Origin of the sequence: Actinomadura sp. NPDC023710, assembly GCF_040639875.1 — a bacterium.
GTDB lineage: Bacteria > Actinomycetota > Actinomycetes > Streptosporangiales > Streptosporangiaceae > Spirillospora > Spirillospora citrea.
In genome coordinates this window covers 335,488-349,340 of the sequence record NZ_JBFAGB010000001.1, presented here as the reverse complement: position 1 = coordinate 349,340, position 13,853 = coordinate 335,488, and the positions used below count along the sequence as shown (strand labels likewise).

The 13,853-nt window shown below is 72.5% G+C and carries 10 protein-coding genes; 2 read left to right on the top strand and 8 right to left on the bottom strand.

The genetic code is table 11. From position 1 onward, the window contains the following. Window positions 1–561 precede the first annotated feature (561 nt). Together AB0H37_RS01600 and AB0H37_RS01595 are read right to left on the bottom strand one after the other, a co-directional pair. Complete coding sequence (locus tag AB0H37_RS01600; protein WP_179838174.1) at window positions 562–1,011, bottom strand: ATP-binding protein; 450 nt, start codon at window positions 1,009–1,011, stop codon at window positions 562–564. 16 nt (window positions 1,012–1,027) lie between these two features. Next, window positions 1,028–1,381 carry an STAS domain-containing protein gene (locus tag AB0H37_RS01595; RefSeq protein ID WP_021597910.1) on the bottom strand — a complete coding sequence of 118 codons (354 nt, stop codon included), beginning with the start codon at window positions 1,379–1,381 and terminating at the stop codon, window positions 1,028–1,030. 249 nt (window positions 1,382–1,630) lie between these two features. On the opposite strand from AB0H37_RS01595, the gene AB0H37_RS01590 reads away from it, so the two are divergent. After that, entirely contained in the window at window positions 1,631–3,940 is a 2,310-nt protein-coding gene (locus tag AB0H37_RS01590) for a DEAD/DEAH box helicase (protein WP_360610613.1), read from the top strand. Between the two features lie 5 nt (window positions 3,941–3,945). Here the strand turns inward: AB0H37_RS01590 and AB0H37_RS01585 are convergent, their stop codons facing one another. The 4 genes from AB0H37_RS01585 to AB0H37_RS01570 form a co-directional block, all read right to left on the bottom strand. Beyond that, window positions 3,946–4,317, bottom strand: a complete 372-nt coding sequence (locus AB0H37_RS01585; protein WP_329097637.1) for a hypothetical protein — start codon at window positions 4,315–4,317, stop codon at window positions 3,946–3,948. 185 nt (window positions 4,318–4,502) lie between these two features. Next, window positions 4,503–5,909: an FAD-binding oxidoreductase gene (locus tag AB0H37_RS01580; protein ID WP_360610611.1), complete on the bottom strand. Its 1,407-nt coding sequence runs from the start codon at window positions 5,907–5,909 to the stop codon at window positions 4,503–4,505. A 14-nt stretch (window positions 5,910–5,923) separates the two neighbouring features. Continuing rightward, complete coding sequence (locus AB0H37_RS01575; protein WP_360610609.1) at window positions 5,924–8,923, bottom strand: AAA family ATPase; 3,000 nt, start codon at window positions 8,921–8,923, stop codon at window positions 5,924–5,926. 361 nt (window positions 8,924–9,284) lie between these two features. Next, on the bottom strand, window positions 9,285–10,622 hold the full coding sequence (locus tag AB0H37_RS01570; protein ID WP_360610607.1) for an MFS transporter: 1,338 nt from the start codon (window positions 10,620–10,622) through the stop codon (window positions 9,285–9,287). 75 nt (window positions 10,623–10,697) lie between these two features. Between AB0H37_RS01570 and AB0H37_RS01565 the strand changes: the two genes are divergently transcribed. Next, window positions 10,698–11,369 carry a TetR/AcrR family transcriptional regulator C-terminal domain-containing protein gene (locus tag AB0H37_RS01565; RefSeq protein WP_179838180.1) on the top strand — a complete coding sequence of 224 codons (672 nt, stop codon included), beginning with the start codon at window positions 10,698–10,700 and terminating at the stop codon, window positions 11,367–11,369. Window positions 11,370–11,653: 284 nt separating this feature from the next. On the opposite strand, the gene AB0H37_RS01560 is transcribed toward AB0H37_RS01565, so the two are convergent. Both AB0H37_RS01560 and AB0H37_RS01555 read right to left on the bottom strand, forming a co-directional pair. Next, on the bottom strand, window positions 11,654–12,916 hold the full coding sequence (locus AB0H37_RS01560) for a hypothetical protein (protein WP_360610605.1): 1,263 nt from the start codon (window positions 12,914–12,916) through the stop codon (window positions 11,654–11,656). A gap of 160 nt (window positions 12,917–13,076) precedes the next feature. Next, a complete protein-coding gene (locus AB0H37_RS01555) occupies window positions 13,077–13,481 on the bottom strand; it encodes an Rv3654c family TadE-like protein (protein ID WP_360610603.1) in 405 nt (134 codons plus the stop codon). Window positions 13,482–13,853 lie beyond the last annotated feature (372 nt).

Here is a 13,853-nt window from a genome sequence, read left to right as displayed (position 1 = left end):
CGCAGGGGAGCAGGCCCGACACGAGGCGCCCTGGCGCGATACGTGGGCACAAGGGCGCACTCGGCGCGGGCCAGACCGAATCACCGGCAGGCCGGGAGGCAGTCTCCGGTACGGGCCCGCCGGACGGACAGGTGCGCCCGATGGGGCGCGTTCCTTGAGAGAGACACGTGCATGAGCTGCCATCGCGCCCGAAGGCAGGTCCGGCTGCAGCAGGAAAGTGCTGGTGCGGCGGACAGCCAGCCGAGCCGGATCGATGCCGACGCTCGCCCGACACCGGACCGATGGGTACACCGGACCGATGGGGAGGCGCGTAGCGCCAGGAGCAGAAAGTACTGGAGACGACGGCGGAAGCCGTCTACTGCATCGACCTCCGCCCCCAGGGGCAACCCCGCAACAACCTCAATGGTTGCGATCGCGTCCGAAGGCAGGTTCAAGCGAAGCGAGAACCTGATCGCGCAGCGAGCCGCAAGGCGAGACGAAGCGATGCCAGCGATCGCCCGCAGTGCGCTTCTTCTTCGGGCCGCCAAGGCCCGAAGAAGAAGGGCACTGCCATGAAAACGTCTAGATGGTCGCCTCGGCTTCGGCCGGCCAGCTCATCCGTATCTGGACCCCCTTCGGCGTGTTGGCGATCTCCACGTCGTCGGCGAGCCCGGCGATGACGGCCAGACCCAGTTCAGCGATGCCCTCGCCCAGGCCGTACTCGAACTCGTCCGCTCCCTCGTCCGCGGCGGCTGCGGGGAGCCCCTCCGGCGGGAGGTCGCCGGGGACGGTGTCGCTGACGATCACCTCGAAGCGGCCCTTCTCGCCGCGCAGTTCGAGGCGGACGGGTTCGTCCGGGCAGTGCCGGCGGTGCGCCTCCACGGCCCGGGAGCACGCCTCGGCGACCGCGAGCCGGACCTCGTCGAGCAGAGGTTCGGCGACGCCGCTGCGACGGGCGACGGCGGTCACGATCAGCCGGGCGGTCCGAACGTGGACGGGCAGCGCGCTGAAGGACAGTTCAACAGTCGACATCTCGGCCGCGGGGCGCCTACTTGGCGCCCTTGCGCTTCTCCTCGGCCTCGGCGATCGAGTCGTGAATGCCGAAGACCTTGGTCAACCCCGTGATCCGGAAGATCTTGAGGATGCGCTCCTGGGTGCACACGAGTTCCAGCGAGCCGTCGTGGGCCCGCACCCGCTTCAGCCCGCCCACGAGGACGCCGAGCCCGGTCGAGTCGAGGAACTCCACCTTCTCCATGTCCACGAGCAGGTGGAACTTGCCCTTGTTGACCAGGTCGATGAGCTTCTCGCGAAGCTTCGGCGCCGTGTAGACGTCGATCTCGCCCTCCACGTTGATGACGGTGAGGCCATCGTCGGTGGTGTAGTCGTTAACCTTCAGATCCACAGATCCTCCACGCGCCGTGCAGCACTATCCGATCCCGCCGTCCGGCCCCGTGGGTAGGGCGCCGGCCGCCGAGACTTCGCCGTGATTCAACCACGCTCCGGCGTCGCGTACGCGCGTAATCGCCCACACGGGCGAAAGTTCGCGCCATCCCGTCTGACCTGCTGATCTCAGGGTCAGAGCAGGGGGAACGGGCCCTCCGGCGCCGGGGCGTTCCCGTAGTTTTGCCCCGGCTGGCACACTGAAAACCTGATGGGCGCCCAAAGATCCTCAACTCCCCTGGACCGGCTGCTCGCCGACCCCGCACGGCGCGAACGCATCACCCATGTGGAGAGCGTTCCCGCACGTCAGGGACGCCGGGCCGCGTGGCCCTCCTGGTCGCCGCCGCTTTTGGTGGAACGGCTGGCCGCCGCCGGCATCGCCTCCCCGTGGGAGCACCAGTCCGCCGCGGCCGAGCACGCCCGCGACGGACGCTCTGTGATCATCGCCACAGGGACGGCGTCGGGCAAGTCGCTCGCCTACCTGCTGCCCTGCGTCGAGGCGATCTACGCGGGCGAGGAGAACCCTCGCCACGAGGGGACGGTCCTCTATCTCTCGCCGACCAAGGCTCTGGCCGCCGACCAGCTCCGCGCTCTGCGCTCCCTGCGCCTCACGCGGGTGCGCGCGGCGACCTACGACGGCGACACGCCGCAGGACGAACGGACGTGGGTCCGGCAGCACGCCAACTACGTACTGACCAACCCGGACATGCTGCACAGGTCGCTCCTTCCCGGGCATGCCCGGTGGTCGTCCTTTCTGCGTCGGCTCCGGTATGTCGTCATCGACGAGGCCCATGGATATCGCGGCGTCTTCGGGTCGCATGTCGCGCAGGTTCTGCGGCGCCTGCGCCGGGTGTGCGCGCGGTACCACGCGTCCCCCACGTTCATCCTCGCTTCGGCCACCGCGTCGGAGCCCGCCGCGGCCGCGTCCCGTCTCACCGGCCTCGATGTGGTGGCCGTGGACGACGATGCCTCCCCGCGCGGGCCCGCCACGTTCGCCCTCTGGGAGCCGCCGCTGACGGACCTGCGCGGCGAGCAGGGCGCGCCCGTTCGCCGTACCGCCACCGCCGAGGCCGGTGACCTCCTGGCGGACCTTGTTGTCGAAGGCGTCCAGACGCTCGCCTTCGTCCGCTCCAGGCGCGGTGCAGAGTCGGTGGCGCTCAGCGCCAAGCGCGCTCTGCACGAGGTCGCCCCCGGCTTGGCCGAGCAGGTCGCCGCCTACCGTGCCGGTTATCTGCCCGAGGAGCGGCGCGCCCTGGAGGCCGCCCTGCGCTCGCGCTCGATCATCGGCTTGGCGAGCACGAACGCGCTGGAACTCGGCGTGGACGTCTCCGGGCTCGACGCGGTCCTGGTCTGCGGATGGCCGGGCACTCGCGCGTCGCTCTGGCAGCAGGCAGGACGTGCCGGACGTTCCGGGCAGTCGGCCCTGTCCGTCCTGGTGGCCCGCGACGACCCGCTCGACACGTTCCTCGTCCACCACCCCGAGGCGATCTTCGGGACGCCGGTCGAGGCCACCGTGCTCGACCCCGACAACCCCTACGTCCTCGAACCGCACCTGTGCGCGGCGGCGTCCGAGATGCCGCTCACCGAGGACGACCTCCCGCTCTTCGGGCCCGCGACCGCCGACCTGCTGCCGGACCTGGTGCGGCGCGGTCTCCTGCGCCGCCGCCCCGCCGGCTGGTACTGGACGCGCCGCGACAGGGCCTGCGACCTGGCCGACATCCGGGGCGCGGGCGGCGCCCCCATCCAGGTCGTCGAGGCCTCCACCGGACGGCTCCTCGGCACCGTGGACGAGCCGTCCGCGCACACCACCGTCCACGAGGGGGCCGTCTACATCCACCAGGGTGAGTCGTTCATCGTCCAGACCCTCGACCTGGACGACTCCGTCGCGCTCGTCGAGGCGGCGGACCCCGACTACTCGACCACCGCCCGCGACGTCACCGACATCAGCATCGTGGAGCGGCTCCGCTCGGTCTCCTGGGGCGAGGCCACGCTCAGCTTCGGAACCGTCGAGGTCACCCGCCAGGTGGTCGCGTACCAGATGCGCCGCTTGCAGACAGGGGAGATGCTCGGCGAGAAGCCTCTGGACCTGCCGCCACGGACCCTCCGCACGCGCGCCGTATGGTGGACGCTCTCCGAAGCCCAGATCTCGCGTTTGGACGACCTCGACCTGGCAGGCGCAGCCCACGCCGCCGAACACGCCTCGATCGGCCTGCTCCCCTTGTTCGCCACGTGCGACCGCTGGGACATCGGCGGTGTCTCTACTGCCGTCCACCCCGATACCGGGCTGCTCACCGTCTTCGTCTACGACGGCCATGAAGGCGGCGCCGGATTCGCCGAGCGCGGCTACGGCGACGCCGCAGCCTGGCTACGCGCGACCCGCGACGCCATCGCGTCCTGCGAGTGCGATTCCGGCTGCCCGTCCTGCATCCAGTCGCCCAAGTGCGGCAACGGCAACGACCCGCTGGACAAGCGCGGCGCCCTCGACCTTCTGGCCGTCCTCCTGCACGAGGCCCCGGAGTAGCCCGGTCAGTTGGGCGCGACGCGCTGGGCGGGCACGGAGGCCGGGTCGTCCATCCCGCGCCGGGCCTGGGCCAGCGCCTGCTGCAGCTTGCGCCGCTCCATCTCCAGGGTCTGCAGGGACTCCTCGTGCTCGTCCCGCAGGTCCCGCAGCTCGCGCCGCATGCTCATCGCGCGCCGCAACCCCAGCGACGCGACCATCATCCCCGCCATGAACACGATGGCGACGACGGCGCCGGCCATGAAGACCTGCCACTGCGAGGTGATCCCCGGAACCTCGTCGCCGAACAGGGTCAGCCGGGCCGCGCCCGGGTTGTCCAGCGCCACGGCGACGCCGACCGCGCCGGCGGCGAGCGCGACGAGCAGTCCCAGGAAGATCATGCGGAGGCTCCCCTCTCCATCGGGCCCCTGTACGGAACGGGGGCCGAGGTCTCGGACGACGGACCGCATTGCCGCACAAGCCAGACGATCCGACTGGCAAGGCAGCCTAGACCGTGCTCTGGACGCTCGCCAGCCCCACGACCAACACCCGTCCCCCGGGAAACCGGCGAACGAGCCGGCCCGCGTCACGCGAGAACGGGTTCCGCCGGATGCGTCGGGCGGATGTTCTGGTTGAGGCGGAACACGTTGGCGGGGTCGTAGGAGTCCTTGAGCGCGACCAGCCTCGCGTACTTCTCCTCGCCGTAGGCGTCCCGGACGCGGTTCCCCTCCGCGGTGAAATTGAGGTACGACGCCCCCGTGCCGAACGGCCGCATGGCCGCCGCGAAAGCGCGGGTCGCGGCGATCATCGCTTCGTCGTCGGACGGGTCCGACCACGCCGAGATCGGATGGAACAGGTAGCGGGCGTCCCGGTGGGAGAACGCCGTCGCCTCGTCCGGCATCTTCGCGACGCCCTGGCCGATCCGGAAGACGACCATCTGGGACAGCGGGGCGCCGCGTCCGGCCAGGCCGCCTGCGTGGGAGAGGTACGCGTCGACGGCGTCGTCGCTCAGCTCGCGCAGGTACTCGCCGCGCCAGTACCCCCGGGATCCGGGCGCGTTGATCGGGTCGATGACGGCCTGGAAGTCGACGTAGGGCATCGGCGCGAGGACGTCGACGACCGGCCGGAGGTCCCGGAGCGGGCGCATCGCCTCCTCGCCGAGCTCCGGAGCGCCGACGTACATCGCGAGGACGCCGAACACCGGCTTGCCCTGCAGGTCCGGTGGGACGAACGGCTCCGGCGGCGCGGTGATGACGGCGCACGCGGTGGCCACCTCGTCAGGCGCGGCGTCCGCCCAGTCGCGCCAGCCCCGCATGGTCTCCAGGGCGCGCTCCATCGGGAAGAGGGTCAGCCCGGCGAAGACGGTCGGGCCGAGGGCGTCCAGCCGGAACTCGAACTCGGTGACGACGCCGAAGTTGCCGCCGCCGCCCCGGATCCCCCAGAACAGTTCGGGGTTGTCGCGCTCGCTCGCCCGCACGATGCTCCCGTCGGCGAGCACCACTTCGGCCGAGACGAGGCTGTCGCAGGCCAGACCGTACTTGGACGACGTCCAGCCGTAGCCGCCGCCGGTGGTGAACCCGCCGATGCCGGTGGTGGTCACGCGCCCGCCGGGGCTGTGCATCCCGAACTCCTGGGTCACCGCGTCGTACTCGCCCCACAGGACGCCGCCGCCCGCCGTCGCCGTCCGCGCCGCGAGGTCCACGCTGATCGACTTGAGCCCGCTCAGGTCGATCAGCATGCCGTCGTCGCAGGTGCCGAGACCCGCGATGCTGTGGCCGCCGCAGCGGACCGCCACGATGAGATCGTGCTCGCGGGCGGTGTCGACGGCCATCGCGACGTCGGCCGCGTCGGCGCACCGGGCGATCGCCGCCGGACGGCGGTCGATCATCGCGTTGAAGACGCGGCGCCCCTCCTCGTAACCGGACTCGCCGGGCAGCAGTACCGTGCCGGAGAGCGCGCCGCGCAGGGCGTTCACCGGGTCGATCGTGGCCATGGCTCCTCCTCGGATCAGATGGCACGATCCTGGCGAAGGCCGCGTTCCGCGAGCGTTCCGCGCACCCGCTCCTCGAACGCCCGCTGCCCCTGGCGGCGCGCCGCCGCGAGAGCCCGCCGCAGCTCCGCGTCCACCTCCCCGTCCGGTGCGCCGAGCGTGGCGAGGAACGTCGCGCGCAGCCGCCGGATCTCGGCCTCCCACAGCCGCGCGCCGCGTCCCATGCCGAGCGCCTCGTCCGCCAGGGCCAGCCCGGCCGCCGGCTCCGCCGCCACCGCGTACCCCTCCAGGAGCAGCCGCGTCGCGACGCCCGGCAGGCCCGGCGCGGGCGCCTCCCCGTGGACGACCTGGTCGCGGAAGCGGCGCAGCCGTGCCAGGCCCGGACCCCTCCGTCCGGCGAGGAGGTCGAGGTATCCGCCGAACAGCTCCATGGAAACGCGGACCTGGCGTGGAGCGTCCTCCACCAGGTCCGCCTCCAAGCCGCGCACGTGACGGCGGAACTGCGCGTCGTCCCCGCGGTCCACGGCGTCGACCGCCGCCCACAGCCAGGTGACCGCCCGGCTGTAGGCATGGGTGGACCCCTGCGCGACCGCCAGGGCCGCGTCGCGCTCGCGGTCGGCCTCGGCGCCGCGGCCGAGCAGCCACAGCGCGTGCGCCAGGCGCAGCCGGACGATCAGCTCCGTGTCCTGTCCGTAGCGCAGCACGTGCGCACCGCGCCGCGCCGGCCGGGACCGCCGTATCGCGGCCGTGAAGTGGCGGCGGGCCCGCTCCAGGTCGCCCGACCAGTAGGCCGCGATCCCGCGGACGTGGTCGGCCTCGACCCGCAGGACCTGGTCGCCGTCGCGCTCGGCGCGGTCCCGCAGCCGCTCGCCGAAGTCGTGCGCCGCCGCCCACTCGCCGCGCGTGAGCGCGGCCAGCGCGAGCGACCACACGAGCGGCGGCTCCGGCTCGGCGCCGAGCCGGTCCGCGAGCCGCAGCGCCCGCGCGTGCACCCGCGCCATCCGCTCCGACCCGTACCCCTCGCAGGCCACGAGCGGCGCGGGCAGCGCGGTGAGCAACCGCAGCTGGGTCCTGGCGGTGTCAGGACCCGGCGGCAAGCCCTCCGACAGGGCCAGCGCCCGCTCCAGCTCCCTGGCCGCGTCGGCGTGCGCGTGCAGCCACTGCGCGTCCCCGGCCGCCCGCTCATGCCACCGGACGGCGTCCGCGACCGCCCCGGCCCTCTCGTAGTGCGAGGCCAGCGCCGCCGCCGTGCCGCCGCACTCCTCCAGCACGCGGGCCACCGCGAGGTGGACGCGACGCTGGCGGGGCGGGCCCAGCGCGGCGTAGGCGGCGTCCCGGATCCGGCCGTGGCTGAAGTCGTAGGCGCCGGGGCCGTGCGCGCGGACGATCCCGCGGCGCCACAGCTCGTCCAGCGCGGCGACGAACGTCCGCTCGTCGAAGCCGCTCACCCTCGCCGGGACGGTGGCGGGGAAGGCGGGTCCCACCACCGCGGCGATGCCCGCCAGCTCCGCGGCCGGCCGCGACAGCCGCTCCAGCCGTCCCGCGATCACCGCCTGCACCTTCGCGGTGTCCGCCGGCGCGTCCGCCCGCATGGCCTCCACCACGAACAGCGGATTGCCCTCGCTGTAGCCGTGGAGGCGGCGCAGCCGCCCGGCGTCGAGCGGGGCTCCCGCGACGCGCTCGGCCAGCAGCGCCGTCTCCGCCCGGCCGAGCCGGCCGAGCCCGATCTCGGTGAACCGGTCGAGCGACTGGAGCGACCCGATCAGCGTGCCGAGCGGGTGACCCGCGTCGAGGTCCTCGCGGCGGGCGGTGGCGGCGACGAGCAGCCGCGCGGACGGCGCCGCCCGGACCAGGTAGTGGATCAACCGCAGGGACTGCGCGTCCGCCCACTGCGCGTCGTCCACGACCAGCAGCAGGGGCGCGCCGGCGTTGAGCAGCGCACGGCCGATGGCGCGCGGCAGCCGCCGCCGCAGCTCCGTCTCGGAGACCGGCGCCGGCGGTGCCACGTCGCCGTCCAGCTCGGGGAGCAGCCGGGAGAGCTCGGTCAGCCCCGCGCGGTCGAGCCTCGCCAACCGCGCGGCCACCGGACGGGAGCGCAGCCATGCCGCCACCACCCCGTAGGCGATCGTCCCCTCCGCCGGGTAGGCGCGCGCCTCGACCGCGATCGCGTTGACGCGCACGCGCAACTCCTCCACCAGCCGGGTCTTGCCGATACCCGCCTCCCCGCTGACCAGCACGAACCGCGCGGCTCCGCCGGCGGCCGCCCGCCACGTCCCCGCCAGCCGGCCCCATTCCTCCTCGCGCCCGACGAACGGCGACGTCGCATGCCGGTCGTCCGCGGCGGGGGCCGTCTCCGCCAGGAGCTCTTCGTACATCGCCCGCGTCTCCGGGGACGGCTCCACACCGAGCTCCCGCTCCAGCGTCGCGGCGCACACGTGGTAGGTGCGCAGCGCCCGGACCCGGTCCCCGCCTTCGCCGGAAACCCGGATCAGCAGGCGATGGCCTTCCTCCCGCAGGGGGTCGCACCCGACCAGCTGCTCGGCGCGGCGAATGGCCGCGGGCCAGTTCCGCTCCCGCTCATGCCAGCGCGCCAGCTCCCCGAGCGCCTCCATGTGCAGCTCCGCGAGCCGCTCGCGCTCGTCCGCGATCCACTCGTCGTAGTCGCCCTCCAGCAGCTCGCCGCGGTAGACGCGCACGGCGTCCTCCAGCCGCCCGTCGGCGAGCGCCTGCTCGAACTGCTCGACGTCCAACCACAACGGCGCGTCCTCGCGCCACCGCAGCGTCCGCGCGCCGATGTCGATGAAGCGATCGGTCTCCGGCAGGCAGCGGCGCAGATTGTGCAGGACCTTGCGCAGATTGGTGCGCGCCTGGGCGTCCGTGGAATCCGGCCACAGCAGGAACGCCAGCCGCTGCCGCAACTGCGGCACGTTCCGGTGGAGCAGCAGGTAGGCGAGCAGCGACTCCACTCTTGCGGACTCCAGCGGCGGTAGCGGCTCACCGTCGAGCCGCAACTCCACGCCCCCGAGCAACCGAGCCCGCAGACCGGCCATCCCTCAGCCCGCCCACGGCGGCGCCCGCAGAACGGGCGTCGGGCATCCAGGTGCCGCCCCCCGCGGCACCGACCGTCCTGGAAAGTGGCGGCTCCCCCGCTCACGCATAAACCCACGTTACGTCGCCCAACACCACCCGCCACGGCCGTGACCTCGGCAGACCCGCACGCGCACGGCGGATTCATCGAGCGGATCGGCGGCTGAAGGAGCAGGACGGCTCGCTGGGGCAGGGCTCCAGTGCCCGGACGGGAAGAGGCCGGACTCGACACCGGGTGCGAGCGGATCGGGCGCCTTCCCGCCCGGCTCGACGGCCGACCGGATGCCCTGCTCAACGGGATCGGCCGCAGAGCATGATCGCAGTGAGCACGGCACCGGTGAGGGCGATCGCCGCGCCCAGCGAGAAGAGCCGGCCGAGATCGGCATGGGACGGGGCACCCGCCCCCAGCACGGCCCCGTAGACGGCGATACCGACCGATATGCCGACCTGGAGGACGGTGTTGTTGACGCCCGAGGCCATCCCGAGATGCCGCTCGTCGGGGATGTCGACGGCCAGGCCGCCCAGGACGGGCAGCACGACGCCGCAGCCGAACCCGGCGACGATCAAGCCGGTGGTCAGGTGGGCGTCCATCAGCGCGATACCCGTGGTCAGCGAGGCCAGCGCCCCCGCGACCAGTGCCCCCTTGGGCATCCGGTCCATCACCGCGCCCGCCACCGGCCCGGCCAGCAGGATGGGAACGACCAGCGGCAGGAACGCCAGGCCCGTCCGCAGCGCCGTGTAGTGCTCGTGCTCCTGGAAGTAGAGCGACAGGTAGATCAGCAATGCGAACACGCTCGCCTGGACGGTGAACGAGCCCACCTGCGTCCCGGTGAACACGCGGCTGCGGAACAGCGTGAGGTCCAGCATCGGCTCGCGCCGGCGCCTTTGCAGGAGCAGGAACGCGACCGCCCCGGTGGCCGATCCCGCATACAGACGGACGTCGTCGGCCCCCCGCAGCAGGGCGAGCACCAGCAGCACCAGCGTGATCGCCAGCAGCACCGGTCCGGCGAGGTCGAGCCGCCTCACCTCCAGGTGCTCGCGACGTGGCAGCGACCGGTGCGCGAGGGCCAGGGTCAGGGCCGCGACCGGCAGATTGATCAGGAAGATCCAGCGCCAGCCGAACCCGGAGACCAGGGCGCCCCCGGCGACCGGACCGAGCACGACGGCGAGCCCCGCGACCGTGCCGCGCACCCCCAGCGCGATGCCGCAGTCGCGTCCGTCGTAGCACTGGGCGATCAGGGCGAGCGTGGTGGCGAACATCAGCGCCCCCGCCAGGCCCTGCACCACGCGGGCGGCGATGAGGACGGGCAGTGCGGTCGCCAGGCCACAGGCCAGGGACGACACCGCGAACGCCACCACCCCGGCGAGGAAGGTGCGCCGCCGTCCGAGCCGGTCGGCGAGCGATCCGGCCGTGAGCTGGAACGCGGCCATCGCGAGGGTGTAGGCGTTCATCACCCATTGCAGACCGTCCAGGCCGGCGTGCAGGTCGCGGCCCAGATCCGGAAGCGCGACGGTCACCACCGTCGCGTCCAACATGAGCATGAAGACGGCGAGGGCGATGGCGGCCAGGGGCCACCACCCCGCGGCCGTCCGGCCCGTGCCCTCGGGCGTCGTGATCTCCGTTCGCACGGTCGACTCCTCCCTAGCGATGTTAGGGAGACCCTAACACTGCTAGGGACTCCCTTGCAGTGCTAGATTAAGCCCATGGCACTTGGCCTGTCCGACGACGGCGGCGTCACCCGGCTGGACCGAGCGCGGATCGCCCGGACCGCGCTGGAACTCCTGGAGGCCGAGGGAGCCGACGCGTTCAGCATGCGGCGGCTGGCGACCGCGCTGCAGATCAAGTCCCCGTCCCTCTACTGGCACGTCCGCGGCAAGGACGAGCTCTTCGACCTGCTGATCGACACCGTGCTGGGCGAGGTGCCGCTACCCGAGGACGACACCCGGCCCTGGGTGGAGCAACTCCACGAGATCGGCCTCGCGCTCCGCCGCGCACTGCTCGCCCACCCGCAGGTCGCTCAGCTCATGCCGGGCAGGCTCGCGTTCGGCCCCAACGGGCTGCGGCTGGCCGACCACATCATCGGCGTGCTGCGCCGCGCGGGCTTCGACGAACGGCTGGCGGGTTACGGCTACCTGCTGCTGATGTTCTACGTCGTCGGCTTCGCGGCCCAGGAGACCGCCTTCGGCAAGGGCCCCGACAACCCGGCGCGCCTGGCCGAGATCAGCGGCTTCCTGAGCGACCTGCCCTCCGACCGCTACCCGAACCTGGTAGCGGTCGCCGACACGCTCACCGCCCGCCCCGGCCTGACGAACCGCTTCGAACGAGGCCTGACCGGCATCCTCACCGGCCTGACCCAAGACCGCCCAACCCCCTAGTAGCGGCCCCACTCCGGCACTCCGGCACTCCGGCACTCCGGCACTCCGGCACTCCGGCACTCCGGCACGAGCCGACCACGGCAGGCGCCCCCTCGCACCCTCACCATGATTCACGCCGGGACGCAGCCATCCGCGCTGGAAGCAGCTCGCCCGCAGCCTTCGGCTCACCACCAGCCGAGCGGTCACACCGGCAAAGGAGTGCACCTTTCTCCGTTACCGGCTCAGCCCGTCCAGCTCACCCGCAGGCGGCTTGGGCTTCACTCGGTCGGAGGTGGTTCAGGGGATCACTTGCGGCGGCGGCCACGCTTGGGCTTCGGCTTCGCGCCGGGGTTGGCGAGGCGGACGTTCACTCCGCCGGCGGGCTTGCCGAGGGTCGCGGGGCGGCGGCCGGTCTTCGGCTTCGAGTCGAGGACGGCCGTGCCGGTGGTGCGCTTGGACGAGCGGGCGCGCCTGGCTCCGGCCGCGGCGACCGGGGCGGTCTTGGCGAGGGCCTCGGCGCGCGCGATCTGCTGGCGCGACCTGCTCACCCGCTTGCGGCCGGTGCCGCCGCGCGCGATGCGGGCCGCCATGCCGTTGCTGCTCGTGCCCGCCTGGGCGAAGCGCAGGTGGCGCGTCCAGGTCCCGAGGTGCGCGGCGACGATCAGCAGGACCAGCGCGATGCCGACGCTCTTGCCCCACTGGAGCCGGTCGGTCGCCGCGACGTTCTGGGCCTTCGGCGAGTCGGTGGCGATCTGCGGCGCGGGGTAGGTGAACCCTGGCGTCGCACCGTCCGGCTGGACGGACGGCAGGGTGACCGGCGACCGGTTGTTGAACGGCGTCAGCGGCGTCCCTGCGCTGGGGACGCCGGAACCGCCGGACGGCAGGGACGGTACCGATCCGCCAGGGGCGGACCCGGTCCCGCCTCCGAGCGAGGCGGTCGCCGAAGCGGTGCCCGAGTAGAGCGATCCACCCGTGCCCGTGGCCCGGATCGCCTTGACGCCCACGGAGGCCGCGCCGCTGGACCTGGTCAGCGACAGGGTGGTGGAGCAACTCGTTCCCGAGCAGAGGGAGTTCAGCGAGCCGGCCTTGGACTTCACGCCCGACCCGGCGAGCGTGTAGCCGGTGAGGTCGTCTTCGAGGCCGCGGTTCCACTTCACCACGAGCTTGCCGCCGGACGCGCGGGCGGACACGCCGGTGGGAGCCGCCGGCGCGATGCGCACGGTGAAGGTGTTGGCGTCGTAGACATGGTTCGTCTGCTTGCCGAGCAGGTAGACCTTGTAGCGACCATTCCGGTTGATCGAGAAGGTTCCGGACATATCGCCCGAGAGACCCTTCTCCTGGAGGAACGTGTCGCCTATCCCGGGGCCGTCCACCCGCAGCTGCATCGTGATCGCGAAGTCGAAGTGGGCCTTCGCGGTCACCTGGGACCCGCTGCTGATCACGGCGCCGTTCGCCGGGGTGATGACGCTGGTCGAGGCCGCCTGCGCGGGCAGGGCGGCGAGTACCGGGAAGCTCATCGCAAGGGGTGCCGCGAGCGCGATCGCACCGATCCTGCGAATGATGGTCACGGCCTCAATCCCTTCGACAACTCGCGCCGGCCTTCCGCCGGACGCGCCGCGCCTGGCGATGACTATGGGCTTACGGCAGCGTAACGTACCACCGGGTAGCAAAAGTCACAGAGGGATGACGAAGAGGAACGTGTTTCATTCTCCGCACCCCTCTCCGCCTCTATTGACACTCAGTGCAACGAGACATGTGGCGCCAGGGTACGCCGTCCTGCTCCACAGGGCCAGCCCTCGCCCGAGAAACGATCCGTCGTCCCTTCAGCCCCATGAGCATCGGGACATCGACGGCCACCGAGACGTCGACGACCTCTCCCCGCACCCGGCATCGCACCACCCGTGCCCCCGATCCGACCGCGATCTCCTCGGCCCTCGCACAGGCGGCCCGGCCCCCGTCGGCGACCCGCGTCGCCCCCGCCAGCGCCGCCATGTCCGCCGCCGCCTCCCCCCGATGCCGCGCGCCCCGAACCCCGCCGACCAGGATCGCCGCCACCCCCACCACCCAGATGACGACCGCGAACCCCAACACCCAAACCGTCCCCGACCCCCGGTCCCCACGCCCGAACCTCATCCGCCACCGCCCTCGCGTCCCGCTCCCCGCCGCACCGTTCCCGGCCACGTCGGACTTCGCCTGGGGAAGAGGCAAGCGGGCTTGCATCGTCTCTCCGATCTGATGAGTGGCGAGCTGTCTCCACAGGTCACCTCCGGCCCTTGAGCGGCCGGAGAGGTGCTCGCGGTCATGGCGACATCTCAGGCCTTGACCACTGAACTCGCGGGCTGCGGGTGCGGGTCACGGCGGGTGCGGGTCACGGCGGGTGCGGGTCACGGCGAGTGCGGGTCACTGGGTGGCGGGTCACTGGGTGGCGGGTCACTGGGTGGCGGGTCACTGGGTGGCGGGTCACTGGGTGGCGGGTCACTGGGTGGCGGGTCACTGGGTGGCGGG